The 26,114-nt window shown below is 44.7% G+C and carries 21 protein-coding genes; 16 read left to right on the top strand and 5 right to left on the bottom strand.

What is annotated here, in order from left to right:
- The first annotated feature begins 4 nt into the window (after positions 1 to 4).
- From C8N47_RS06610 to C8N47_RS06600, 3 genes are all read left to right on the top strand, one after another.
- A complete protein-coding gene (locus tag C8N47_RS06610) occupies positions 5 to 529 on the top strand; it encodes a hypothetical protein (RefSeq protein WP_146161449.1) in 525 nt (174 codons plus the stop codon).
- A 71-nt stretch (positions 530 to 600) separates the two neighbouring features.
- Positions 601 to 1,764, top strand: coding sequence for a pyridoxal phosphate-dependent aminotransferase (locus C8N47_RS06605; protein ID WP_107821748.1), 1,164 nt, complete (start codon positions 601 to 603; stop codon positions 1,762 to 1,764).
- Between the two features lie 341 nt (positions 1,765 to 2,105).
- Positions 2,106 to 2,576, top strand: a complete 471-nt coding sequence (locus C8N47_RS06600) for a hypothetical protein (RefSeq protein WP_146161448.1) — start codon at positions 2,106 to 2,108, stop codon at positions 2,574 to 2,576.
- A 60-nt stretch (positions 2,577 to 2,636) separates the two neighbouring features.
- On the opposite strand, the gene C8N47_RS06595 is transcribed toward C8N47_RS06600, so the two are convergent.
- Complete coding sequence (locus tag C8N47_RS06595) at positions 2,637 to 2,816, bottom strand: hypothetical protein (protein ID WP_170111314.1); 180 nt, start codon at positions 2,814 to 2,816, stop codon at positions 2,637 to 2,639.
- 240 nt (positions 2,817 to 3,056) lie between these two features.
- Here C8N47_RS06595 and secA point away from each other — a divergent pair, with 240 nt between their 5' ends.
- Both secA and lgt read left to right on the top strand, forming a co-directional pair.
- Positions 3,057 to 6,365: a preprotein translocase subunit SecA gene (gene secA / locus C8N47_RS06590; protein WP_107821745.1), complete on the top strand. Its 3,309-nt coding sequence runs from the start codon at positions 3,057 to 3,059 to the stop codon at positions 6,363 to 6,365.
- An 83-nt stretch (positions 6,366 to 6,448) separates the two neighbouring features.
- On the top strand, positions 6,449 to 7,270 hold the full coding sequence (gene lgt / locus C8N47_RS06585; protein ID WP_107821744.1) for a prolipoprotein diacylglyceryl transferase: 822 nt from the start codon (positions 6,449 to 6,451) through the stop codon (positions 7,268 to 7,270).
- A gap of 17 nt (positions 7,271 to 7,287) precedes the next feature.
- Here the strand turns inward: lgt and C8N47_RS06580 are convergent, their stop codons facing one another.
- Positions 7,288 to 8,334, bottom strand: a complete 1,047-nt coding sequence (locus C8N47_RS06580; RefSeq protein WP_146161447.1) for a DUF6340 family protein — start codon at positions 8,332 to 8,334, stop codon at positions 7,288 to 7,290.
- Positions 8,335 to 8,385: 51 nt separating this feature from the next.
- A complete protein-coding gene (locus tag C8N47_RS06575) occupies positions 8,386 to 10,452 on the bottom strand; it encodes a hypothetical protein (RefSeq protein WP_107821742.1) in 2,067 nt (688 codons plus the stop codon).
- A 185-nt stretch (positions 10,453 to 10,637) separates the two neighbouring features.
- Here C8N47_RS06575 and C8N47_RS06570 point away from each other — a divergent pair, with 185 nt between their 5' ends.
- Positions 10,638 to 13,511, top strand: a complete 2,874-nt coding sequence (locus C8N47_RS06570; protein ID WP_107821741.1) for a TolB-like translocation protein — start codon at positions 10,638 to 10,640, stop codon at positions 13,509 to 13,511.
- Here C8N47_RS06570 and C8N47_RS06565 read toward each other — a convergent pair.
- Entirely contained in the window at positions 13,485 to 14,528 is a 1,044-nt protein-coding gene (locus C8N47_RS06565; protein ID WP_170111313.1) for a metallophosphoesterase, read from the bottom strand. The genes C8N47_RS06570 and C8N47_RS06565 overlap by 27 nt on opposite strands.
- A gap of 1,024 nt (positions 14,529 to 15,552) precedes the next feature.
- On the opposite strand from C8N47_RS06565, the gene C8N47_RS06560 reads away from it, so the two are divergent.
- The 10 genes from C8N47_RS06560 to C8N47_RS06515 all read left to right on the top strand — a co-directional run bounded on the left by C8N47_RS06560 (position 15,553) and on the right by C8N47_RS06515 (position 24,455).
- Positions 15,553 to 15,999, top strand: a complete 447-nt coding sequence (locus C8N47_RS06560) for a helix-turn-helix domain-containing protein (RefSeq protein ID WP_107821739.1) — start codon at positions 15,553 to 15,555, stop codon at positions 15,997 to 15,999.
- A gap of 37 nt (positions 16,000 to 16,036) precedes the next feature.
- Positions 16,037 to 16,816: a dihydroorotate dehydrogenase electron transfer subunit gene (locus C8N47_RS06555; RefSeq protein ID WP_107821738.1), complete on the top strand. Its 780-nt coding sequence runs from the start codon at positions 16,037 to 16,039 to the stop codon at positions 16,814 to 16,816.
- Positions 16,804 to 17,715, top strand: coding sequence for a dihydroorotate dehydrogenase (locus tag C8N47_RS06550; protein WP_107821737.1), 912 nt, complete (start codon positions 16,804 to 16,806; stop codon positions 17,713 to 17,715). Before C8N47_RS06555 ends, C8N47_RS06550 begins: the two co-directional genes overlap by 13 nt.
- 20 nt (positions 17,716 to 17,735) lie before the next feature.
- Entirely contained in the window at positions 17,736 to 19,040 is a 1,305-nt protein-coding gene (locus C8N47_RS06545) for a serine hydrolase domain-containing protein (protein ID WP_170111312.1), read from the top strand.
- 75 nt (positions 19,041 to 19,115) lie between these two features.
- Complete coding sequence (locus tag C8N47_RS06540) at positions 19,116 to 19,574, top strand: hypothetical protein (RefSeq protein WP_107821735.1); 459 nt, start codon at positions 19,116 to 19,118, stop codon at positions 19,572 to 19,574.
- A gap of 178 nt (positions 19,575 to 19,752) precedes the next feature.
- On the top strand, positions 19,753 to 21,051 hold the full coding sequence (locus tag C8N47_RS06535) for a dihydrolipoamide acetyltransferase family protein (RefSeq protein WP_107821734.1): 1,299 nt from the start codon (positions 19,753 to 19,755) through the stop codon (positions 21,049 to 21,051).
- A gap of 7 nt (positions 21,052 to 21,058) precedes the next feature.
- Complete coding sequence (locus tag C8N47_RS06530; protein WP_107821733.1) at positions 21,059 to 23,104, top strand: alpha-ketoacid dehydrogenase subunit alpha/beta; 2,046 nt, start codon at positions 21,059 to 21,061, stop codon at positions 23,102 to 23,104.
- A gap of 10 nt (positions 23,105 to 23,114) precedes the next feature.
- Positions 23,115 to 23,624 carry a flavodoxin gene (locus C8N47_RS06525; protein WP_107821732.1) on the top strand — a complete coding sequence of 170 codons (510 nt, stop codon included), beginning with the start codon at positions 23,115 to 23,117 and terminating at the stop codon, positions 23,622 to 23,624.
- Positions 23,625 to 23,705: 81 nt separating this feature from the next.
- Positions 23,706 to 24,176: a methylglyoxal synthase gene (locus C8N47_RS06520; RefSeq protein ID WP_107821731.1), complete on the top strand. Its 471-nt coding sequence runs from the start codon at positions 23,706 to 23,708 to the stop codon at positions 24,174 to 24,176.
- A 99-nt stretch (positions 24,177 to 24,275) separates the two neighbouring features.
- Complete coding sequence (locus tag C8N47_RS06515; protein WP_107821730.1) at positions 24,276 to 24,455, top strand: hypothetical protein; 180 nt, start codon at positions 24,276 to 24,278, stop codon at positions 24,453 to 24,455.
- Between the two features lie 403 nt (positions 24,456 to 24,858).
- Here the strand turns inward: C8N47_RS06515 and C8N47_RS06510 are convergent, their stop codons facing one another.
- A complete protein-coding gene (locus C8N47_RS06510; RefSeq protein ID WP_170111311.1) occupies positions 24,859 to 26,040 on the bottom strand; it encodes a tetratricopeptide repeat protein in 1,182 nt (393 codons plus the stop codon).
- Positions 26,041 to 26,114: the final 74 nt, after the last annotated feature.

Raw genomic sequence — 26,114 nt, 5'->3', positions numbered from 1 at the left:
TCTGTTGAAGCCAATTATTTTGGGGTTAATGTTCATTGTTTTTGCAGGCAAGGCAAGCGCTCAAACTAATTCATTATCAGCCTCCGGAGTTGAACAAGACAGAGCACAAGTTAGAGCCGATGAGCAACTGTGGCTCCCCGGTTTGGCATTGCCGTTCTGGGATCAGGGGCAATTGATGTCAAGTTATAGCTCTCTTTCCGAAGAACCGCTGAACTTAAAAGTCGAAGTTCCTTCGGCAGTCGTTGTTCACCACCCTCAAGCGTATGCTGCGCTGGAAAACGATCTTTGGCGCAACCCTTTTCCAGCTGCTTACCGGCTAAATTCAGCGGCTGCTTACCGAATATCGGATAAAATAAGCCTGATGGGAAGTAACTTTTCGGCCAACTCGGTTTTCAGTCTTCATCCCTTTGAAACATCGCCTGAAAAGATGACGATTCAAGGAATTAACTTTCAACTCGAGTATAAAGTATCCGATAAGCTTCGAATCGGTGGCGGTGTGCAATTCTATCAGCAATCCCGGGAATTCTGATTTCTTAATGCCTTATATATGTGCCTGACTGATAAATTCCGTATTTTCGTGAAAAAACCGGAAGTATTAGCATGACAGCTTCACGCGCCAAAGAGATTAAGCCCTTTATTGTAATGGAAGTGCTCGAAAAAGCACAGGAAATGGAAAAACAGGGGATCGATGTAATTCACCTGGAAGTGGGCGAACCTGATTTTGACATCCCCGGCTGTGTGAAGCAAGCTGTTGCCACAGCACTGGATGAAGGCAAAACGCACTACACCCACAGCCTGGGAGATCCCGAGCTTCGGCAGGCCATTGCAGATCATTACCTGAAGGAGTACGCTGTACGCGTTGCCATGGATCAAATCATTGTGACATCGGGCTCTTCGCCGGCCATTCTAATGGCTTTGTCGGTTTTATGCGAGCAAGGCGACGAGGTTATTATTTCCGATCCGGCTTATGCCTGTTATGTCAATTTCATACACTACATCGGTGCCAAAGCGGTGCGCGTTCCGGTATCATCGGCTGATGGATTTCAGTTTCACGGAGAAGACATCCGCGATAAAATCACCGCCCGCACCAAAGCAATCCTGATCAACAGCCCGATGAATCCGACAGGAAACTTGCTGAGCAAAGAATCGCTGGAGATGATGGCTTCCCTCGACGTTCCAATCGTTTCCGATGAAATCTATCATGGTCTGGTTTATGGCGAAAAGGCCCGTAGCATCCTCGAATTTACCGATCAGGCATTTGTGTTGAACGGCTTTTCGAAACGATATGCAATGACCGGTCTGCGATTGGGCTATTTGATTGCGCCGAAAAAATATATTCGCAACCTGCAAAAACTGCAGCAGAACCTTTTTATCTGCGCCAGTTCAACCGCACAAAAAGGTGCAATAGCTGCGCTAACAAAAGGTGGCAGTGCTGTAGAACAGATGGTGCGTGTTTATGATGAGCGCCGAAGATATTTGATTGCTCGCTTACGGCAACTTGGCTTTACCATTCCTGTTGAGCCAACAGGTGCCTTTTATGTATTTGTCGATGCCCGGCACCTGGCTGATGACTCCTATCAACTGGCCTTCGATATTCTTGAAAAGGCCCACCTGGGCTTAACACCGGGAATTGATTTTGGTCCGGGCGGGGAGGGCTACCTGCGTTTTTCCTACGCTAATTCACTCGAACATATTCAGGAAGGACTAAATCGACTGGAGCAGTATTTGCACAATCGGAAAGAGCAGGAGCAATTGTCTTCGTAAACAGCCCGATTTACTGATTAGCAATTGAATAGAGACTAAAACTCGTGCCACTCCTTAAGCCTTTTAATCTCCCGCGCAGACACAGCAATCAATAAAAACATCAACTATCCTTCCGGAGAAACTATCCCGAAAACGTAACAACTGATATCACAGGCAGTACAGCCCGGTCGCTTACAGACTGGTTGCGTCAGTTTACCGTCAATTAGCGGCCATTGGTCGATGTATCGGGTTCATACTGTAATCATTTGGATTTGTCGTCGTCTATTAAAATGTAAGAAACAAGAACAAGCATTTTACGCAGCAACAACAATTTCAGAAGTTAAACATTTAATACAACAGTCATGAAAACCAGATTATTCCAATTCGCTTCAGTCGTTCTGCTAATGACCCTAAGTTTATCACTAAGTGCCGCAGGCGGCAACCGTTCCTTTGAAGACTATACAATCAAACAAATGGAGTACGCCGAGCTTTTTACCGGGGTTGATGCCGCCTGGACATTAACTTACGACAACCAGGAAAGCTCGATTCTAATCTCTTTTAAAAAGAATAAAAACTGTAAAACCTATGTGGTTCGTGGCGACCACTTCGAGGTGGTTTACGAATGTAGTCCGGATGGTTTCGGCGCCCGAATGGTGAAAAAATCAGAACGAATGTTTCCCCAACAGCTAACAGCAGCGGTTTTAAATTCAGAAGAGCTGGCCAAACAACGGATTCTGACCCCGAATCGTGTTGATGATGAGCGTGCTTTGGGTTTGATCGCGGCCTTTTTACCCGACTTGGTTAACCCCAGCTACAGGCATCTGCTGAACTAGTCCCTTTTAATTATTAAACAGTACACGACAAGCCACTTTCTCCCCCGGAAAGTGGCTTTTTCAAATACAGCCACAAACAAAGCCATCGGCCATTCCTTCCAATAACTCCTGTACTTTTTCCTTTTCGCGTTCCGTTCCTTCGCAGTTCTTGCACACCGGCAAGTTAAGGGTTAAGTTGACTCTACAATCCGGATCTACAGGCTCTTCGCAGACAAAGCAGGTGGTTTTAAAATTATTCATCATTTTAAGGAGCATTCAGTTTACTTGGCGAAAATAGCGATTCTTCTGCCAGGATGTAAGCCAACCAGTCGGATTTTATGTCATGAAAAAACGTTCAATATGCTATTCTGTCTTCATTTAGCAAACAGACAACAATGGCATAATTATTATAGAAAAAAAAGAACCTGCAAGTAGTATAGTAACTCAATATAATTACTTTTGTGGGCAGTCAAGTAGATTTATCAGAAAAAATATAATAAAATGGCTTTTGTTAGTAAACTCCTCGGAAAATTTCTGGGGAACAAATCGGATCGGGATATCAAGGAAATCGCGCCGATTCTTGAAAACATCAAAAAGGAATACGCCCGAATTACGCAACTCTCCAATGACGAGCTTAGAGCGGAAGCTGAAAAGCTTAAACAAATCATAAAAGACAGAATTAAGCCCGAAGAACAGGAAATTGCTGAGCTAAAGGCCAAGGCTGAAGAAGTTGGGATTCAGGAAAGTGAGCAGCTTTATCAGCGTGTGGACAAACTGGAAGAGCTAATTGATGAGAAAATTGAAGAGGTTCTCAACGAGATTCTGCCGATTGCCTTCTCCATTGTCAAAGAAACGGCCAAACGATTTACGGAAAACGAAAAAGTTGTTGTTAATGCCTCGGATTTCGATCGCGATTTAGCGGCCTCAAAAGACAATGTGGAGATCGACGGCGAACAAGCCATCTGGTATAACTCGTGGCTGGCCGGTGGTAGCGAAATTACCTGGCAGATGATCCACTACGACGTCCAGTTGATTGGTGGTATTGTATTGCACAGCGGTAAAATTTCGGAAATGGCAACCGGTGAAGGTAAAACCTTGGTGGCAACTTTGCCGGTGTTCCTGAATGCTTTGGCAGGACGGGGCGTGCATGTGGTTACTGTAAACGACTATCTGGCCAAACGTGACTCAGAGTGGATGGGACCTATTTTCGAGTTCCACGGCTTGAGTGTGGACTGTATCGATAAGCACCAACCCAACTCCGACGCCCGTCGTAAAGCTTATAATGCCGACATCACCTACGGAACAAATAACGAATTTGGCTTCGATTATCTACGTGATAATATGGCCATTAATCCGCGCGACCTGGTGCAGCGTAAACATCACTACGCCATCGTCGATGAGGTTGACTCCGTATTGATTGACGACGCCCGTACGCCATTAATCATCTCCGGACCGGTCCCTAAAGGCGACAATCAGAAGTTCGAAGAGCTGATGCCGCGTGTTGAACGATTGGTTTCAGCACAACGAAACTATACCATGCAGTGCCTGACCGATGCCAAACGCCTGTTGACGAAGGCCGATGCAAGCAAAGAAGAAAAAGAAGAAGGTGCCATGCAGCTTTTGCGCGCCCATAAAGGGATGCCCAAAACCAAAGCCCTGATTAAATTCTTAAGCGAAGAGGGCATCAAATCGATCATGCAGAAGACCGAGAATTACTATATGCAGGACAACAGCAAGAATATGCATATTGTAACCGATCCGCTTTTCTTTGTGATTGATGAGAAAATGAATTCGGTTGAATTGACCGACAAAGGAATCGACCTGATCTCGTCGGATGTCGACGATCCGGAGTTCTTCATCTTGCCGGATGTCGGTTCTTCGGTTGCAGAAATTGAAAACAACACAGAGCTGGGCAGTCAGGAAAAAATTGAAAAGAAAGACGAACTGCTCCAAAGCTACGCAGTAAAGTCGGAACGTGTGCACACCATCAACCAGTTGCTGAAAGCTTATGCCATGTTCGAGAAAGACGTGGAATATGTAGTAATCGACAATAAGGTAAAAATTGTTGATGAGCAAACCGGTCGTATTATGGAAGGCCGTCGCTATTCCGATGGCTTACACCAGGCTATCGAAGCTAAAGAACGCGTGAAAGTGGAAGCAGCAACGCAAACTTTTGCAACGGTGACCCTGCAAAACTACTTCCGGATGTATCACAAATTGTCCGGTATGACCGGTACTGCCGAAACGGAAGCAGGAGAATTCTGGGATATCTATAAACTCGACGTTGTCGTGATCCCAACAAACCGGCCAATTGTGCGCAACGACTGGAACGATAAGGTTTACAAGACCAAACGCGAAAAATATAATGCGGTAATTCAGGAAATTGTTGAACTAAACGAAGCCGGTCGGCCGGTGCTTGTTGGTACAACATCGGTTGAGATTTCGGAATTACTGAGCCGTATGCTGAAGTTGCGTGGCATTAAACACAATGTGCTGAATGCGAAATTGCACGCCCGTGAGGCTGAAATTGTAGCCGATGCCGGTAACAAAGGAATGGTTACTATTGCGACCAACATGGCCGGTCGTGGTACCGACATTAAGTTGACCGCCGATGTGAAGCAAGCAGGCGGTTTAGCAATCATTGGTACCGAGCGTCACGACTCGCGACGGGTCGACCGCCAGCTGCGTGGTCGTGCCGGACGCCAGGGTGATCCGGGCTCTTCGCAATTCTTCGTATCGTTGGAAGACGACCTGATGCGCCTGTTTAACTCGGATCGGATTACCGGAATCATGGACCGTTTAGGTTTGGAAGAAGGTGAAGTGATTCAACACTCCATGATCACAAAATCGATCGAACGCGCACAGAAGAAAGTCGAAGAAAACAACTTCGGTATCCGGAAACGCTTGCTCGAATACGATGATGTGATGAACTCGCAACGTGAGGTGATCTACAAAAAACGTCGCCACGCCTTATACGGCGAACGGCTGGAAGTAGATTTGCTGAACATGATGTACGATTCGGTTGAAGCTGTTGTGAACGAATACTACGGAGGCGATTTCGAGGATTTCAACCTGGAGTTGATGCGCCTGATGTCGATCGAGTCGCCAGTCCGTGAAGACGACTTCAAGCAAATGAAGCCGGAAGATATCGTAGAGAAGATCTACCAGACCATGATTGATTCGTACACCCGCAAGGTGGAAACCATTTCGAAACAAGCCTATCCGGTCATCAAAGATGTATATGAGACCAAATCTCACTTGTATCAAAATATTGTAGTTCCTATTTCTGATGGTAAACGCATCTTCCAGATCGTTACAAACCTGGAAAAAGCCTATAATAATCAGGGTAAGGAACTGGTGAAGTCGTATCAAAAGCAAATTGTTCTGGCCACAATTGATGAATCGTGGAAAGAGCAACTTCGCGAAATGGACGACTTAAAGCAATCGGTACAAAACGCGGCTTACGAGCAAAAGGATCCGTTGCTGATTTACAAATTCGAGTCATTCAATCTGTTCAAGCAAATGGTGGAAAAAGTAAATAAGGATATTGTATCAACCTTGATGAAAGGACATATCCCCATTGCTGATCCCAGCCAGGTGCGCGAAGCTGAAGCAGCCCGCAGAACGGACATGAGTAAGTATTCGACCCAAAAGTCGGAACTTCCGGAATCGCGCGAGCAAAGACCGGAGAAAAAGGAAGCTCCTAAAGTTCAGCCGGTTCGCGTTGAAAAGAAAGTTGGGCGAAATGATCCCTGTCCTTGCGGAAGCGGAAAGAAATATAAAAGTTGCCACGGCAAAGGATTAGAATAAGTAGCTTAGGCTACTTATTCTTTTTTAGCTTAATGGCTTAATGGCTTAACCGCCAAAAATAAAAAACCCAAATTCCCCAGTATATGCAGTCTTTTTTAGCTTTTATCCATTGGAATGTCAATCCTGAGATTTTTCACATCGGTTCGCTGTCGGTCAGATGGTATGGCCTTTTATTTGCCACCGGTTTTCTGATCGGCTACAATATTGTAGAAAAGATGTTCAAATTTGAAGGTGCTGATATAAAGTGGTTGGAAAGCCTGTTCATCTACATGCTTGTTGCCACGGTAATTGGCGCTCGTTTGGGGCATGTGTTATTCTATGGCTGGGATTATTATTCGCAGCACCCGGCCGAAATACTGAAAGTTTGGCATGGTGGTTTGGCCAGCCATGGTGGAGCCCTGGGTATTTTTATAGCCTTAATAATCTGGAGTCGCAAAGTTTCAAAGCGTCCGGTATTATGGGTTTTAGATCGGGTAGTGGTGCCAACAGCTTTGGTAGCTGCCATGATTCGTACCGGGAACCTGATGAACTCCGAGATTTACGGGGTTGCTACGAATCTGCCTTGGGGGTTTATTTTTGAACGCAACGGCGAAGAGCTCGCCAAACACCCAACACAGATTTACGAGGCACTCTCGTACCTGATTACGTTTGCTGTTGTGCTATACCTTTTCTTCAAAACCAATTTGCGAAAAAAAGAAGGATTCATCGTTGGCTTGTTCTTTGTCATGGTCTTCTTCTCCCGCTTCATGATTGAGTTCATAAAAGAAGATCAGGAAGCATTCGAAGCTGGTATGGCTCTGAATATGGGGCAGTGGCTAAGCGTTCCCTTTGTGCTGGGCGGCTTATTGCTGATGTTGCGGGCATTAAAAAAGCCGGATGTCAATTATCCGGCTGTGAAATCGTAATATTTCTTGGTCGATCATTACTGATTGAACCGGGCTAAAATCTCCTGACGTTTCTTTAGCGTTAGCAGATAATTTTGGGTTTGCTGCATATATCGGGTAAAGTACGATTTATTGGCCCACTCAATAGCCAGATCAATATCTCCGAGCATCTCGGAAGCTAATGCCAAATTAAATTCAGCCTTGCTTTTTACAGATGTTTTGGCCGATTCGGCATACTGAAGCCAGTAATCGTAAGCTTCCTGCCATTTATTATCGTGGGCTAACAGCGCTATTTGCGAAGCATCGGTGTCGTTAATCACAAAGAAAATCCGGTTTTCCTTCACCCAATTGGGCGAAAGTTTGTCATCGAGCTCCAGAGCGGCCTGAACTCCGGTTTGAATTAAGCACTCCTTGATCAACGGAAGCTGATCAAAAATCTTTTCGGTTGAGTAGCCGCCGTCCCTCCACGAAATCGTGTCGTCAACCACCAATTGCCGGATAATTTCCTGTCGAACCGGGTCATAGATCTTAACCACGACATCGTATTTAGAATCGATACTGGCCGAGGCATAAGCCGCATCACCATTGGAATCATTAAAGGTTTTATAGTCCGTCATAATCTTGTTGAAATAGCGCTCGATTACCAGCAAAGCATCGGTGTCAAACTCTTCGCAAAGGGCCGAAACCTCTGTCCAGTCGAGCTTTTCGGGGACAAGATAAAACTCCTTATGGCGTTCCAGAAAGCGTTGTTCCGGTATAACCACATCATAACGTCCCGACTCAAAAAGCAGCTCTCCCAGCGCCTTTAGGGTCGTATCGGCCGCCAAACTGTCCAACACTACACTATCATATCGAAAACCACGACTAAAGAAAAACTGCTGTAAGCTGTCTTTGTCAAAATCCTGGAAATCAGCCGTAATGCTACGATTTACCAAGGTTAAACTGTGAATATCTTCCGGTAACAGATGCGTTGATGGCTGAGCTGTTTCAATCACCAACGATTTATAGGAAGAAGTACATGAACTAAAGCTGAGCAACAGTGCAAATAGCCAAAATATCAGCTTGTTGTGTTTAAAAAGCTTCATAAACTTCAATTTTTTATCGAATGTGAAAGTTAGAAAAACTTCGATCATTGTTTAGTAGGAACCCCAATATTTTCTCAAAAACCATTCCAGAGCAAGCAAAAAAGCAATGAACAAGGCAAACCATTTAAGTTGAATGAGTTCCCTAAAAACCTGCTGCCTGAATTTTTGCCTCTTGAGATGCTCATCGGCTTGCAATTTTTCAATAATCTCATCGAACCGGGCAGCTTCAGCGAAACAAGCACCTGTTGTCTGCGAAATCTGAAACAGTGTGTTATAGTCGGCTTGCAAATTGGTTTGCTCGAGCTGCAGCTTGTCAACGCGGAACGATCCCTCTTCAACCAACTGCTTCCCGCCATATTCAACAGTAGCATGCAGGGCATAAGTGCCCACTGCCAATTGCCCGATATTCAACTGATAAGCCTGCTCGGTTTTGTCAAAGGTGTAGTCATAATCGGTTCCGTTACGATCCGATATCCGGAGTGCAATATCCGGGCTATTAATCACTTCATAATTCTCATCGAGTAGTTCGGCCGTTATTGTTATTTCTTCGTCCTCCGAATAATTCGGCTGATAATAAACGTTGAAATTATCCTCATTGGGTTTCAGTATCAGATAGTTTATAATTTTTAGAAATAATGGATCGAACACTGCATCCACTCCGCCCTGCACAAAATCGTACAGGCGCCACTTCCAGATTCCTTCCCCGGCAATGAGTGCCGTCTTTGTTCCTTCAACGCGCCCAAGAGCAATCAGCGCACGCGGAAAATCGATCTGCTCAATTCGCTGGCGAGCCAAAATCTGCCAGTTGCCGCTCAGCTCAACATCAGTAAACGGCACCTGCAAGGGCGGCCAGCTTCCAATCCGTTCCGACCAGAAATCCTCGATGCGGAAAAAGTCGAAATCGGCATCGACAACTGCCGACGAATACCCGAAGCTTTTCAGCTCGCCGAAGTGGAAACCAGCACCCAAATTGTTCAAAATTGAATAGTCTGTTTGAGGACCAACAAGCCATAAAACCGGCCGTCCCGACTTGGAGATTTCCTCGAGTGACGGGGTATTCGCAGCTTTTCCACCCGGTAATTGGTTCATAATAATTAAGTCAAAATCCTGCGGATTTATGGGGTCGCCGGGCTGGGTAACTAATTTGTATTCGTAGTTCATTTGCGGCTCCAGAACCCGAATCAGGGCTGCATTATCCGGATTGACCCCCTTACTTAAGATCAATATTTTTTGCTTTTGGTCGATTACTCGGATCGAAAAATCGAAATGGTTATTTGCCGTATTCTGTTCCTGATCAAACGGGTGTATATCGACTCGATAGTTCACAATGCCTGTTTTATCAGCTTTCAATCTGAATGATTCCTGCCGAAAGAAACGATTGTGCTCAATGCTAATGTTGCGCTGATCAAGCAGTTCGCTTCCTTCCCAAACCTGCAATTTCGCCGTCTTGCTGGCTAAGTTACTAAAGGACAAATCAACTTGAAGCGGAAAGTAGTTACCGATAAATGTACTTTGATTATGGCTCACCTTCATAATAGCTGCATCTGTCTGCCGGGTCGTATCACCTACGCCAACGGTATAAACCGGATAGCTCAGCTGCTGGCTGCTGTATACCGGATCGGTCCCGGAGTTAAAGAGGCCATCACCAATAAGAATCATGGCCGAAACCGACGAAGGCTGGTAGTTCTCCTGAACCGACCGGAAGAGTGCGCTGTAGTCGGAGCGTAGCTCGTCGAACTGACGAAGCTCACTTTTTTGTGCCACTTGTCCGAATGTCCAGTGATCGATCCGGCAATCCTCCAAGGCAGACTTTGCTTTATTCATGGTCTCTTCGCAGGTGTTGGCATAGTTTTTCAGAGACTCTGAATTATCGGTTGCGATTATGATTAAAGGATCCTCGTGGATTGTTTGGTAGAGCTGAATGGCCGGCGCCAGCAATAGCGCAATCACGCAAATCAGAGCAACAAGGCGCAGTGCCGCCAACAGCCCGATTTGAAATTTACTGTAGAAGCTTTGTTGCGATTGCGACCAGTAGGTATACCAAACAAGTGCGGCAACAGCTACAACTGCCGGTAGTAAAATGAAGAAAGCGTTTGGGTGTTCAAAATAAAATTTCAATGAGAAATATGTTTTAGATAGTCAAATATAAGCTTAAGCATTCAAATTTTCAGCGACGACCGCCATTATTCTTCCTGATTTCGGGCGGAACGATCAAAAAATTGGAGAGAGCAAGAAATAGTAAACATTAGGGACAGAGCCATTATTTTAATTATATTCAGGCCTCAAATAAATCCGAAGCTTTTATGGGAAGATTGAAATTCAGTCTGTTTTTCCTGATGATACAGTTACTCGTACCTCCGGTTCGCGCACAATATTTCTCAACCGGAACCGATCCGGCTAATATCCGTTGGTTGCAAATCAATACGGAAAACTTTCAACTGATCTTTCCGAACGATTATGAACCCAAAGCACAGCAAGTTGCAGCAATATTGGAAAAGGTGTACCGGTACGGATATCAATCGTTGGGCACAGCCCCCCGCAAAATATCGGTGATCATGCACACCCGTACTGTCAACTCCAATGGAATGGTGGCCTGGGCTCCCCGACGAATGGAGTTATATCCGACACCGCATCAGAAAATCTATGCACAGGACTGGTTGCAGCAGTTGGCCATTCACGAATTTCGACACGTTGTTCAGATGGATAAAATAGCTCAGGAACTTCCTGCAATTTTCAAGATCATACTCGGCGAACAGGCCGCCACTGCTGCGGTTGGGGCATATTTGCCTTTCTGGTTTTTGGAGGGTGATGCCGTTGTTACGGAGACCGCCTTGTCGCAATCCGGCCGTGGTCGTAATCCTTATTTTCTGATGGAAAATAAAGCTCAAGCCGTTGAAAAAGGCTTGTTCAGTTACGACAAAGCAAGCCTGGGATCCTATAAAGATTTTGTTCCTAACCGCTACAAATTTGGCTGGTGGATGACCGGGGGAATACGCGCAAAATACGGAGAACGAACCTGGTCGAATGTTCTGGAACAGATCGCCAGTAAGCCCTTGTCGATTACCCCGGTGAACACTGCCCTGAAGAAGCAGACCGGACACACCAAAGAAGAACTGTATGCCAGTCTATTTGCAAATTATCGCCAAAGGTGGATAGAACAGATTGACAGTGCCAAACTTTCCCGCTCGGTAGCCTTAACGACCAGTTCGCCGTCATACACCCAATACCTCTACCCGCAGCTTGCTGCCGACGGTTCGCTGGTTGCTTATAAACAAAGTCGACATGATATCGGGCGTATCGTGAAAATTGAAAATGGGAGAGAACAGGTCCTTTTTACCCCGGGAACGATACTGGACGAATCGATGTCGCTGGCAGGTTCAAAAATCATCTGGTCGGAGCGAAGAGCCCATTTACGCTGGGATCACGCGGATCGGTCGGTAATTATTTTACGCGATATTGAAAGCTTGAAAATGCACAAATTTACCTACGACGACAACCTATTTGCACCACAAATTTCGCCGGATAGCAACCTCTTTGCAGCTGTCAGGGTTAATGAAACAAACAATTACAACCTCGGCATTTTCAACCTGAACGATGGAAACCTGACAGAAAGCTACACGATCGGCGACAACGATTTCATCTTTAGCCCTTGCTGGAGCCACGATGGCAACCATTTGTTTTGTATTGGCCTGTCTGATCAGGGGAAATACATTGCCCGGATTAATCTGAAAACAGGCAACATCTCCCGTTTGACAGAACCTTCGTATGCCGACATCCGAAATCTTTCGTATTTCGGTAAAACCTTGGTGTATACCTCGGCGGAGTCCGGCATTGATAACATCTATCAGCTGGACCTGAGCAGCCGGTCGGTCCGCCAACTCACCAATGTCGCATTTGGTGCTGATTACGGAATTCTTGCTGATGACACTCTTTTCTTCTCCAATTACACTGCTGATGGCTATCAACTGGTCAAGCTGCCGGCCAATCACTTTTTCAATCAGCCATCGGCAGGTAGTAATCTGGTGTCCAATCACTTGGCTGATTTGCTGGCAAGCCGGGAGAACCTCATCCTGGATTTTAAGGCCTTGCCTGACTCCAATTATCAGGTAAAACGCTACAGTAAACTAGCTCATCTGTTCAATTTTCATAGTTGGGCTCCGGCTTACATCAACACCACTGATTACGAAATCAGGCCCGGTGTTTCCTTTGTCTCACAAAACAAGCTTGGTACAGCTACAGCCAACTTGGGATACGACTACGATTGGTCGGAAAGAATCGGAAAATACCGTGCTAACCTGGAATATTCCGGTTTGTGGCCGATACTCCGGGCTGAAGTGAACTACGGGAAACGCAAATCCAGCTACGGGACAATTCAGCAAAACGGAGATACGACTTATCAGGATTTTTCGTGGAATGAAATGGCTTACGAATTCGAAGCTCGCTTACCGTTAACCTTTAACAGCGGGAAGTATACCCAATTCATCCAGCCCAAAATTGAATATTCCCGAAGAAAAGTTAGCCATGATTCGAGCACCCCCGACGAATTTTTCAGCGGCTATTACCATGGCATAAGCTATCATCTTTATTTGCAAAATACGATCAGGCAAGCCGAGCTCGACTTACAACCACGTTGGGGGCAGGCAGTCGAGCTGGTCTTTAAACAAAACCCCTCGGGGGGCGTCGAAATCGCTAATTTGAAAGCATTCCAAAGCTACCTCTATTTCCCTGGATTCCGCAGAAATCAGGCCCTTCGCATCTATAATGGCTATCAGCAAAAAAATTCCGGCCAATCATCAGATCTATTCTCAAATGTCGTTCGTTTTCCCAGGGGAATACAGCAAATCAAGCATAGCGAGCTTTACACTTTTTCGGCCGACTATCGTTTTCCTTTAGCTTATCCCGATTTTAGCCTGGGCCAATTTGTTTACCTGAAAAGACTCCGGGCATCGTTGTTTTATGATTTTTCGTCCCTGCAACGGAAAAACTATAACGACGATGGCTCGCTTCACAGTATCTATAAGAAGTATTTGACCTCGGTTGGCCTGGAGATAATGGGTGACGGTCATTTCTTACGCCTGCCGGCACCAGTATCCGTGGGGCTGCGATCCATGTATTTGCCCGACTTTAAAGAGACTCGTTTTGAGTTGATGCTATCGGTTCAGTTTAGCGGAATTTGATCGCAAGCTTAAAACCGTAATCTCCGGGTTCATGTCAATCCTCCCCGGGAAACCAACACATCCAAGGCCTTGGTTTACATACAAATATTGGTTGCCAGCCTGGTAAAGTCCCGCCCATAATGGCTGAATAAAGTACATCGGGCTGAAGGTGATACCAGCCACTTTGTAGCCAAATTGTGCGCCATGGGTATGTCCGGAAAGTGTTAACGGAATGCTTGTTTTATAGCGTATTTCATCCGCCCAATGTGCCGGATCGTGTGAAAGCAAAATCCGAAAAGCGTCATCCGGAACATCTTGCATCGACTGCCCAAGATCGGCATATTGCGGAAATGGACGATGCCCCCAGTTCTCAACTCCGATCAAATAAATTGAGGTATCCCCAATTACGACTTGCGCCGATTCATTCTGAAGCAGTTCAAAGCCTGCCTCCCTGATCTTATCTGCAACAGCCTGGTGATTCGCTATTTTGTCGGTCTCGCTGGCCCAGTCCGAATAATCGCCGTAGTCGTGGTTTCCCCATATTGCAAACTTTCCATATTTAGCGGTCATTTTCGCTAAGGCATCTTCAAAACCCAGCATTTCCTGGTAATAGTTATTGACCATATCGCCCGTAAACAGCAGTAAATCGGGCTCAAGTGCATTCACGGCCGCAGCAGTATGCTCCATAAACCGGGCATTAGCGAAACTTCCCAAATGAATGTCAGACACCTGAACGAGTTTAAGCTGATCCAACTCGGGCGGGAGTTCGTTTAGCCAAATTTCCTCCTGATTAACTTGTAATGTATTCTTTCCCTGCGTAATGCCGTGAGCAATACTTAGCAGCATCCCGAAACTAATGAGCGTACCCGAGAGCAAAACAGTATGCGAATAAACTTTGGAGCGAAGGAACCGCAGCGGAAAAGCCAGAATGGTTGCCAGACCAATCAGTGCCTTTGGGAAAAGGTTCATAACCGACAGTGAGATCACAAAATAGAAAAAATCGTAATTCGTACTTTGCCTAATTTTATCAGGATTCATAAAGGCCGCTGCCCAAGTTGAAACGAAAGCAATTGTGACAGCCCAGAAGATGACTGTCACAATTCGTTTTGACCGCTTTGCTGAGACGAGTTGGATAAGCCCCAGATAGGCCAACAACTCGACGAGCAAAATCAACACAAAAAAAATGACTATGCCTGAAGCTGGAATTCCGCGCATACACGTATTTGTTTTAGGTAATTGATCAAATTTACAAATCTTCCGGTATAAATACCTTTAATTGAGCCAATCTTCTCCGGATTAGCCTCTTTGTGTTGAAAAACCAGCCATGCATAAAGTAGGCTATCTTCCGGATATACTGCCTTTTATAATCATTAAACCGCCGATTTAACGCAATTAGATTCTCCTATTTAATCATCTCCGGCCAGCCGACCACCAAAATCGCCCTGTTTTCCGACGAAGCAAACAAGAACTGGTGCGACTAACTCATCGGTTTCATTCAATAGGTCAGGTTTCACAATTCTGCTCGATGACTTCTGCCTATAATGAGGTTCGGCGGATCGTTTCGGATTGACTTTTGTATAAAAACCACTAATTTACATTTATAAACAGGTTGAATCTTGTGCCAATCTCTCTAGGATTTACATTTGTGCACGTAAAAATTGGGCGTTATTTCACATTTGAGTATCTGTTTTTAAATCTGCAAGGGTAGGGGGGTTAACATTTATATATCGGAAATAATTGTCGAAGAATCAACCTTTATTGGCGCGTTATTTTATTTATTGCCAGCATTTTACGATGTTTATATCTAGTTATTTAACGATGTGATCAGTGATATTTGCCAAAATAACGTCCATTTAAGTCCATATCTTATAGTTTATCTCTATTCATCAGTTAGTTGCGACTTTTATATGAAGTGCATTACCTAATTGATTCGGCGGTAAAACAATATCTATCGCAAAATGGTAAGTTACAATGTAAAAATGTAAATCGCCGCTAGTTTACATTTGTGTTTGCAAATCCGATTGGCTTGTTTTATATTTGTAAACACTAAAAATTGACATTTATGAATAATCGGATTCGGCAGTTTATGGATTCAAAAGGTCTTAGTTCATCAGAACTGGCAGACTCAATAGGCGTACAGCGCTCGAATGTTACCCACGTTCTTCAGGGGCGTAATAAGCCTGGATTCTTATTTATAAGCAAACTCCTGGAAACCTACCCGGATGTCAATGCCAAATGGCTAATTACCGGACAGGGGGAAATGCTGATCGGGGAGCCCAAAAAAGAAGTAGTTGACTTATTCGATACGCCAGCAATGGAGGAGCAACCGCCTAATGTCTCAGCTAATACACCGCCAACCGAGCGCCACGAACCGGAGCAGAAGATCAGCACAAGCAGCGAAACCTCCGATGTTCTGAGCACTATACTGGCATCAAGCGGTAAGTCTATCGAGCGGATTGTGGTTTTTTACAACGATCAAACTTTTAAACAATATCTACCGTCAAAGTAATTTTTCTCCTATATTTGCGGGCAAATTGAACATTGGAATGAAAAAAACAGTCCAGGAGCTCTTGCTCGTAGAGAATAAACAGTTAAATCACGATAATTTTCGCTTGGTGCTTCAGGCCGAAAATGAATTACCACCGATTGTCCCGGGGCAATTTGTCAATGTTGAAATCAAAAAGGCTACTGAAATATTTCTTCGACGTCCTTTCTCAATATTGGATGTGGATGCTGAAAAAAAGCAGTTCTCATTGCTTGTTAAAATATTGGGCAGAGGGTCGAAAGTATTGACGACCTACCAGGCTGGTGATAAAATTAGTGTGATATACCCGCTGGGCAATGGTTTTACAATGCCCGAAAGTACCGATAAAGTGTTATTGATTGGTGGTGGCAGTGGTGTAGCACCGATGCTATATATCTCTAAATTATGCGGTTTGCCCCCCGAGCAAGTACATGTCTTGTTAGGCGCTCGCAGTAAGCAAGATCATGTAGACGTAAGTGCCTATCAATCACTCGGTAAATTTCATTTCACCACCGAGGATGGTAGTCTGGGCGAGAAGGGATTTGTGACCAATCACTCGATATACAAAAATGAATTGAGTGGATTCGACAAAATTTACACTTGCGGGCCCAATCCCATGATGAAAGCTGTTGCTAAAGATGCAGCTGCTGCCGGCATATTCTGCGAAGTTTCGCTCGAAAATACAATGGCCTGCGGATTTGGAGTTTGCCTGTGCTGTGTAGAAAAAACAACATCCGGTCATAAATGTGTGTGCACCGATGGTCCAGTATTCAACATTAAAGATTTAACATGGCAGATTTAAGCGTAAACATAAAAGACCTTCTTTTTAAGAATCCGGTGCTGACAGCATCCGGAACATGCGGATTTGGGCAGGAAATTGCCGATTTTGTAGATTTGAGCAAGCTCGGCGGAGTGGTTATGAAAGGTACAACCTTAAAACCACGCGAAGGAAATGACTATCCCCGAATGGCAGAAACCCCCTCTGGGATGCTCAATGCCGTAGGACTGCAAAATAAAGGGGTCGACAATTTTATTCAAAATATTTACCCGACCATTAAGGATGTAGATTCTAATTTCATTGTAAACGTCAACGGCTCCACGATTGAAGACTATATCGCCCTGGCTGAAAAAATTAATGAATTAGATAAAATACCAGCCATTGAGCTGAATATTAGCTGTCCGAACGTAAAAGAAGGTGGTATGGCCTTTGGTGTTAGCTGTGCTTCAGCCCAAGCTGTGGTTAAGGCTGTGCGGGCAGTCTATTCAAAACCGATGATTGTAAAACTCTCGCCCAATGTTACAAACATTGCCGAGATTGCCAAAGCCGTGGAAGACGAAGGAGCCGACAGTGTATCGCTGGTGAATACGTTTCTGGGAATGGCAGTAAATGCCGAAACACGGCGACCGGTTCTCTCGACGATCACCGGAGGTCTTTCGGGGCCAGCTATCAAACCCATTGCTTTGCGGATGGTTTGGCAGGTAGCTCAGGCCGTAAAAGTGCCCGTAGTTGGTATGGGAGGTATCATGAATGCAACCGATGCTATTGAGTTCCTGCTTGCCGGTGCTACAGCAGTCGAGGTCGGAACAGCGATCTTTATTGACCCTACTATTCCGCTGCAAATTGTAGATGGAATTAATGACTATCTGGAACGTCACAACTTTAGTTCAGTTCGTGAAATTATTGGCAGTTTACAAATGTAATTACGATTAACAAAAGTAGAGTGAGATATATTAAGTATCTGTTTATCATCGCAGTACTGGTTTTTAGTTACAGTTCTAAAAGCTATCATGCCCATAAGCAAATACCTCCTTATTATCAGCTTGAACTACAGGGGCTGAATAATCGAATTACGAACGATTTGTCCGATTTCCCGGGTTCTGCTTATATCGAAAAACAAATAAACCGGTTCAGACGGCAATGGGAACTTCAAGGAGTTTCCCTGGCTGTGGTAAAAGACGAAAAATTAGTCTATGCGCAGGGTTTTGGCCTGGCAAATCAACTTGGCGATGTTGTGCAACCGGGATACTTGTTTCGAGTTGCCAGTGTTTCCAAACTCATCACTGCTGTTGCTATTATGAAGTTGGTCGAAGCGAACAAGCTGCAGCTGGACGATCGGGTGTTTGGCCCCGATGCCATCCTGAAAGACTCGATTTTCAATAAAGTCCGCGACAAAAAACTTTACCGGATCACCGTGCGCCAATTGCTGGCTCATTCGGGCGGGTGGTCACAACGCTACGGCGACCCCGCATTTAACTCGTTAACGGTGGCCCGCAAGGTTGGCGATCAGGCTCCGGCAAACATCCGGTCGTACTATAAGTTTATTGCCTCGCGACGACTCTCGTTTCCGCCGGGAACGCAGAGCTCATACTCCAATATGGGCTACATGTTTTTGGAGCAAGTTGTTGCTACGGCCAGTGGACAATCTTATGAAGACTACATTCAGGACAATATTTTAATTCCGAATGGGATTTCGGATATGCATATCGGCAACAGCTATGCGGCGAATAAACGCCCCAATGAAGTTTCCTATTTCGAAGCAGCGGGGAGCAATTTGGTTCCCGAATACAATGGATCCGGACGAATGGTGGCTAAATCCGACGGAGGCAATCCGATTGAACTGCTGGGGGCTGCCGGGGGGTGGATCTGTTCGGCCATTGAGTTAGCCCGCCTGACAACCTTTATCGATGCAGAAGCAGGAGTGCCCGACATTCTCAAAGCTTCGTCGATTGCCGAAATGACCGACAACACTTATGCGCGTGGACCTCTGGGGTGGAAAACAACCCTGAACAACGGCAGCTGGATCAGAACAGGCAGCATGGCCGGAACATCAGCCATGATTAAACGCACAAACGACGGACTAACCTGGGTATTCATCTCCAATACAAGCAGCTGGAAAGGATCCTTACTGTCGAGCGATATCAACCAACTGATGCACAAAATTTGTTCGCGGGTAAAAGAATGGCCCGAGCACGATTTGTTCAATTATTACCCCATCCACAAACTGGAGCTAACAGCTTCGCGCTAATTTTAAATAATTTTAACGTAAAGGTTTTCTCATATTTCCTCAATCTTTCTAATTTTAAAAGAAATTCTGAGGATTATGAGGACTTTATGGATTGTTTGTTTTCTGATTAGTATCGCGTGGGGAACGGAAGCTCAGGAAAAATACGTATTTCACGCTGATTCTTTAAGCTTTCCGATCATCGAAGAATGTCCTCCCAATGAATACCTGAGCATCGATACCCGCATCAAATTAGCCCAGTTTAATCAAATGTATTCCCGCGAGATTAACATGGGGGCCCCAAATTTTCAAACCTCTGTTGAGATTCTCAAACCTGATTTATATTATTCTGTCCAAAAATTATCGAAGTACTTTTGCAAGTGCCTCAAAAAAGGCATCATCAAAAAAGATGAAGCCGAAATTGAATTTCGCAGCATCCTGGATAAATGTATGCTTATCGTCCAGAAAGATACATCCCCGCTGGAAGCCGAATTGAGAGCGACAAGTAATCCGTCGGAAATCGTTGGAATATTTGAAAAAATAGAGATTCAAAACTAAAAATCAGCCCTAACTTCGGGGCAATTAATTCTTCAGTTTTCTCATTTTAAACACAACGAAAAACCTCGGCAGTTAGGAAGGTTTCGAAAGTATCGTGCTGCTTGAACTTTTCTAAAACCTGTGTGTTTTAAGTGGTGAAAATTCCAGATAATAAAGTGTTAAATAAATAGATTGGAAAATGTCAGAATTTAAAATTCAGATGCCCAAGATGGGCGAAAGTGTTCAGGAAGCAACAATCACCAAATGGTTTGTTAAAGAAGGTGATACGGTCGAAGAAGATGATATGCTATTTGAAATCGCAACCGAAAAAGTTGATTCCGAGATTCCTTCACCTGTTGATGGGGTAATAAAAAAGATACTTTTTGACGTCGACTCGATTGTGCCGGTTGGCGATGTTGTAGCCATTATTGAAATCGAAGGAGAAGATGACGGCGACTCATCGGAAGAGGAAACGACCACCAGCCCCGCTGAAACAAAAGAAAATACAGTAGCCGAAGAGAGTTCCCCGGCTGATTTTAAAGAAGCAACACGTTTCTATTCGCCACTCGTTCGCTCGATTGCGAAAGAAGAAAATATCTCATTGGATGAGCTGGAGACCATCGCCGGAAGTGGTGCCGGTGGACGCGTTCAAAAACAAGACGTACTGGACTACCTGACCGGCAAGGGCGCCAAACAAGACGTTCCCGCAGCAGCAAAAGCAGCAACACCGATAGCCGCTGCCGCCCCACAAAAAACGGCAGCGCCGAAAATGAATATCAGCGTTGGTGCCGACGACAAAGTGATTGAGATGGATCGCATCCGCAAAATCATTTCCGAACGTATGGTGCAGTCCGTACAAACAGCGCCGCATGTTACATCCATTGTCGAAATTGACGTAACCAACCTGGTGCTGTGGCGGAATAAAGTAAAAAATGAATTTCAGGAAAAATTTGGTCAGAAACTGACTTTTATGCCTGTATTTATTGAAGCCGCTGCAACTGCGTTACGCGAATTTCCGATGTTGAATGCCTCTGTTGATGGCGACAAAATCATCCTTCGCGGAAAAGTAAACATTGGGGTTGCCGTAGCCAAACCCGACGGGAACCTTATTGTACCTGTTATTAAAGATGCTGATCAAAAGAATCTGGTTGGCTTAACATCAAGCATGAACGACCTGGCCAACCGTGCCCGTGCCAACAAATTAACCCCCGATGAGATTTCAGGCGGAACATTCAGTATCAGCAACTTTGGCACCTTCAAAAACGATATCGGAACCCCAATTATCAACCAGCCTGAAGTGGCAATACTCGCAACGGGTAACATTACCAAAAAACCGGCGGTTCTTGAAACAGCTGCAGGCGATGTAATTGCTATTCGTCATAAAATGTTCCTCTCCATGTCGTATGACCACCGGATTATCGATGGTGCACTGGGTGGCGCATTCCTGAAACGTGTGGCTGAACTCCTTGAACAATTCGACCAAAACCGTAAAATTTAATCCAATCATGAGCAGTATCTATCCTAAAGTTTATACGATAAAAAATGTCGATAAGGAAATCCTGAAGGGCTGGTTGACGACCCTGGTTGTTGGGCGCAAGCTCGACGAACGGGCTCCCAACTACCTGAAGCAGGCCATCGGCTGGTCCTATCATGCTCCCTATGCGGGGCATGATGGCATTCAGTTCGCAATTGGTCAGATTTTTGACCGGGCCACCGATCATCTTTTCCCTTATTATCGCGACATGATGACTTGTTTCTCAGCTGGATTGACGGCCGAAGAAATTATATTGAACGGTATTTCCAAAGCAACTGATGTTGCCGGCGGCGGACGTCACATGTCAAACCACTTTGCCAAGCCCGAGTGGAACATTCACAACGTGTCCAGCTGTACCGGAAACCACGACCTGCATGCCGTAGGAGTGGCCCGAGCCATGAAATTCTATAATCACAAGGGGGTTTCAATTACCTCGCATGGCGAATCGTCAACTTCCGAGGGCTATGTCTACGAAGCCATCAATGGTGCTTCGCGCGAAAAGTTGCCCGTCATTTTTGTTTTGCAGGATAATGGCTACGGTATTTCGGTACCCAAACAGATGCAAACAGCAAACCGCAAGGCAGCCAATAATTTCAGCGGATTTAAAAACCTGCGTATTATTCACTGTAACGGGAAAGACATTTTCGACTCGATGAACGCGATGACTGAAGCTAAAAAGCATGTTCTGGAAAAGGGCGAACCGGTTATCGTTCAGGCGAACTGTGTGCGCATCGAGTCACACTCCAACTCCGACCGCCATGAGCTGTATCGCAGTGAAAATGAGCGCAACTACACGCGCGTCTACGATCCGCTTGCCAAGTTCATTCGAATGCTGATTCGCTACGGGCGATTTAGTCAGGATGAAATTCAGGCGGTTGAAGAGGAAGCCAAGGCTATTGTCAAAGCCGCGCATAAGCAATGTATGAAAGCGCCCGATCCGGATCCGGCGACAATCTACGATTATGTGATGCCTGAAGCTTACGAAGCTGCGAAGTATCCGGCCGGAACACATCAGCACGATGGCGAGCCGCTGAAATTGGTTGATGCTATCAATAAAACCCTGAAAGAAGAGTTCCGGGCGAATCCCGACACCTTTATCTGGGGGCAGGATGTGGCCAATAAAGAAAAAGGAGGCGCATTCAACGTGACCAAAGGCATGCAGCAGGAATTTGGAGATCAACGCGTTTTCAGTGCTCCGATTGCAGAAGATTTTATCGTTGGTACGGCAAACGGAATGAGCCGATTTAACGAAAAAATTCGGCTGGTGATTGAAGGTGCTGAATTTGCTGATTACTTCTGGCCGGCCATGGAGCAATATGTAGACTCAAGCCACGACTACTGGCGTTCTAATGGCCAGTTTGTACCGAATATGACTATTCGTTTGGCGTCGGGTGGCTATATCGGCGGTGGTCTGTACCACTCGCAAAACATCGAAGGAGCATTGGCCACCATACCAGGTGTACGTATTGTTTATCCTTGTTTTGCAGACGATGCCGCAGGTTTGCTTCGTACAGCCATGCGCTCAAGAGGCATGACCGTATTTATGGAGCCCAAAGCACTTTACAACGCACCACAGGCAGCCTCGGCTGTTCCCGACGATTTTGAGGTTCCCTTTGGGAAAGCCCGAATTCGCCGCCCCGGGAAAGACCTGACTTTAATCACCTATGGTAATACATTAATTCACAGCCTAGATGCAGCAAAAGAGCTCGAAAATGACGGAATTGATGTTGAAGTAATCGATCTACGCTCAATCGTTCCACTGGATAAAGACACAATTTTGGAGTCGGTTATGAAGACCAGCAAAGTCCTGGTTGTTCATGAAGATAAAGTATTCGCTGGTTTTGGTTCTGAGGTAGCTTCCACCATCATGGAAGAAGCTTTTGAATATCTGGATGCTCCGGTAAAACGGATTGGTTCGCCATACACACCGGTTGGTTTTAACCGTATTTTGGAGAAGGCAATCCTTCCCAATACCGAAAAAATCGTTGCAGCAGCAAAAGAATTAATTGAATACTAAAAAGACGATCATGAGTAAAACAGGAATATTTTACGCTTTTCACACCAACAAAACAGCCAAAGTAAGCGAAAAAATTATTGAGGCTTTTGGAAAAGACAAGCTAGATGTAATTAATGCAGAGGAGATTAGCGAAGGCGACTTTCTAAAATATGATAATTACATTATCGGGGTGGCAACCTGGTGGGATGGCGAACTTCCAAACTACTGGGACGAATTTGTTCCGGCAATTGAGGATATGGATCTCACCGGGAAGAAATTTGCCATCTACGGCCTGGGTGATCAGAAAGGATACCCCGAGAACTTCAACGATGGAGTCGGTGTTTTTTCCGAGATCATTGAATCCCGAGGTGGTCAAATTGTTGGCTTTACGTCCACCGAAGGCTATAGTTACGAGGCTTCCAGAGCAGACAAAGGTAACGGACAATTCTGTGGTCTGTGTATCGATCAGGAAAACCAGGCCCGCTTAACAAAAGGCCGGGTCGAAAAATGGATCGATAGCCTTAAAAAAGAATTCAGTTAGAAGGATTCAAGATAGAATTCAATTGGAGAGGCACTACATTTTTTGTTGTGCCTCTTTTAATCTCATTTTCAAAATATTACCATGAAAGCAAAGAAAACGATCGCATTGGTTGCACACGATAACCGGAAAAAGGATATGGTAGAGTGGGTGAGCTATAACTGGAAAGAATTAGTTTCGCACCATCTGGTTTGCACGGGCACCACGGGGCGGCTGATCAAAGAAACAATCGATCAAATGTGTAAGATTAACGATGAGGTGCCTCCAGCCATAGAGCGCTTAAAATCAGGACCATTGGGTGGCGACCAGCAATTGGGTGCTGCAATTTGTGAGGGTAAAGTTGACCTGCTGGTTTTCTTCTGGGACCCGATGCAGGCTCAGCCTCACGACGTAGATGTTAAAGCACTGCTGCGTATTGCAACCGTATATAATATTCCCACGGCCATAACTCGGTCAAGCGCCGATTTCATGGTCTCTTCTCACTTGTTTCATGACGATTATAAGCCGCTTCTGAAGGATTACACCGGATACATCAAACGGGATGTTGAAATCTGATGTCGACCAAGTGTTCACAATTTCATAAGAATGGCATAATCATAAGGAGATCTTACGATCTAACACATAGTTGTAAATTTGATTGAAAGTTTTACTGCTATGGAACAAGAAAAGTTACGCAAAATGATTAAGGCGATGTATCTGCTGAAAAGCATTATCGCCAAGAAAAATGATGATGACGGAGTATTTCGGCACAAATCAAAATCAGTGATGATGAATGATATTCAGGATATCATTAATTTGGGACTCGAAGAGTTTTATATGCTTCGAATGAATTAGTGGATTTTTGTCGTGAGCTAAAGATCCAGCATCCGACAATGCATCATGAAAGATCAAGTTTTTAGCACGATATTCTACAAACCATAATTAACACAAAATGCTTGGCCTAATTATCTGTCACTGATCAGCTGTGCGGAAATATCGAAAAAAATTCACCAGCATTTAATGTCAAAAACAGGATGAGGCATAATGAATTGTCACTCAATGCTATACGCTGTCGAATTTTGGGTCAGATCCAATTTACACCAATCAATTCTTCGAAGTCTCAAAAAAGCTCAATTTCAATCAGTAAGTGACCAGGAGAAGCAAGGCATTTTAGAAAATCAGCTTGTCTTATAGTTGATATTATGTTATTTTTATCAATTAAAAAAAGGGAGAACGAAGTCTCCCTTTTTATCGATCGCTATTTAAGATCTTCAAGTTTTTTATTAACCTCGTCGAATTTGTCCATCATTTTCAAACGATAGTACAATTGCTTTAACGACTCCAATGCGTAAGTGTCTTCCGCATTTACTTCAGATGCTTTTTCCATATAAGGAATTGCTTTCTTAAATTCTTCGTCAGCTTTGTTTTTTTCCAATTCGTACTGGTCTGGTTTGTTTGTCGGTACAGCATTTGCTACATCCAACTGCTTAACACCTTTGTTGTAATAAATTGCGCCAAGGTTATAGTAAGCATCAAAATAATCGGGTTTCAATTCCAGTGCTTTTTCGTACGATTTTACGGCTTTTTCTGTGTTGCCCAATTTATCATTCAACGCCCCCTGAGCAAAATAGAAAGATGCATTTTCCGGATCCTGCTCAATGGCCAAATCCAGGTATTTCATGGCATCGTCGGTTTTATTGGCAGTCATATAGATGTTAATCATCTGAACCAGAATAGAACTGGCTTCCGGATATTTTTCGAAACCTTCCTGCAAAGTCGTCAATGCATTAACCGTATCCTGCTGGTTTGTATAACAGGCTGAAATCAGTTCGTAAGTACGTGCGCCGTTATAATCATATTCAGCAGCCTCTTTGTAGTACTTAATCGCTTTGTCATAATTTTCGGCATTATAAGCTGCCAGACCAGCATTGAAAATAATTACGGTATCAACAGCTGCTGCATCATCTTTCATCAATGGCAGATTTTCGATATCCAGGATGTTTTCAAATGATTCCAACGCCAGATTGTAGTTGTCGTCGCTGAATGCTTTAACCGCTTGGTCAGTGAAGTCGTTGATCAACAGAGTCAGGTTGATTTTCACACCATTGCTACCCTTCCCTTTTTCATCCAGTTCAATGGCTTTTTTGTACGAATCCAAAGCTGTTTTCAATGGATCGTCAGCCAATTTCTTGATATTTTCGTCCTTCGACTTGTAGATTGCATGGTAGATTTCACCACGAACTTCCCATGTTCTTGGCCAGGGAATTGATTTCTCTGCTTTTGGATTATTTGGATCAATCGCTTCTTTGATCGCTTCAAGAGCCTTGTCTAATTTGCCACTGTCTTTTAAGGTTGATGCGCTCGAGACTTTACCCTTCTGAGCATAAGAACCCGCGACTGCGGTGAATAAGACGGCCAACATTAAGATTGTCTTCTTCATCATCATAGTTAATTTAAGATACTTTTTTGCTACAAATTTAATTTTTATAAGCTTGCATCCAAATGCAAGCGAAA

Origin of the sequence: Mangrovibacterium marinum, assembly GCF_003046625.1 — a bacterium.
In the GTDB taxonomy this organism is placed as follows: Bacteria; Bacteroidota; Bacteroidia; order Bacteroidales; family Prolixibacteraceae; genus Mangrovibacterium; species Mangrovibacterium marinum.
Note: the sequence above shows the minus strand (reverse complement) of the source record. Positions and strands in the feature narration are given on the sequence as shown.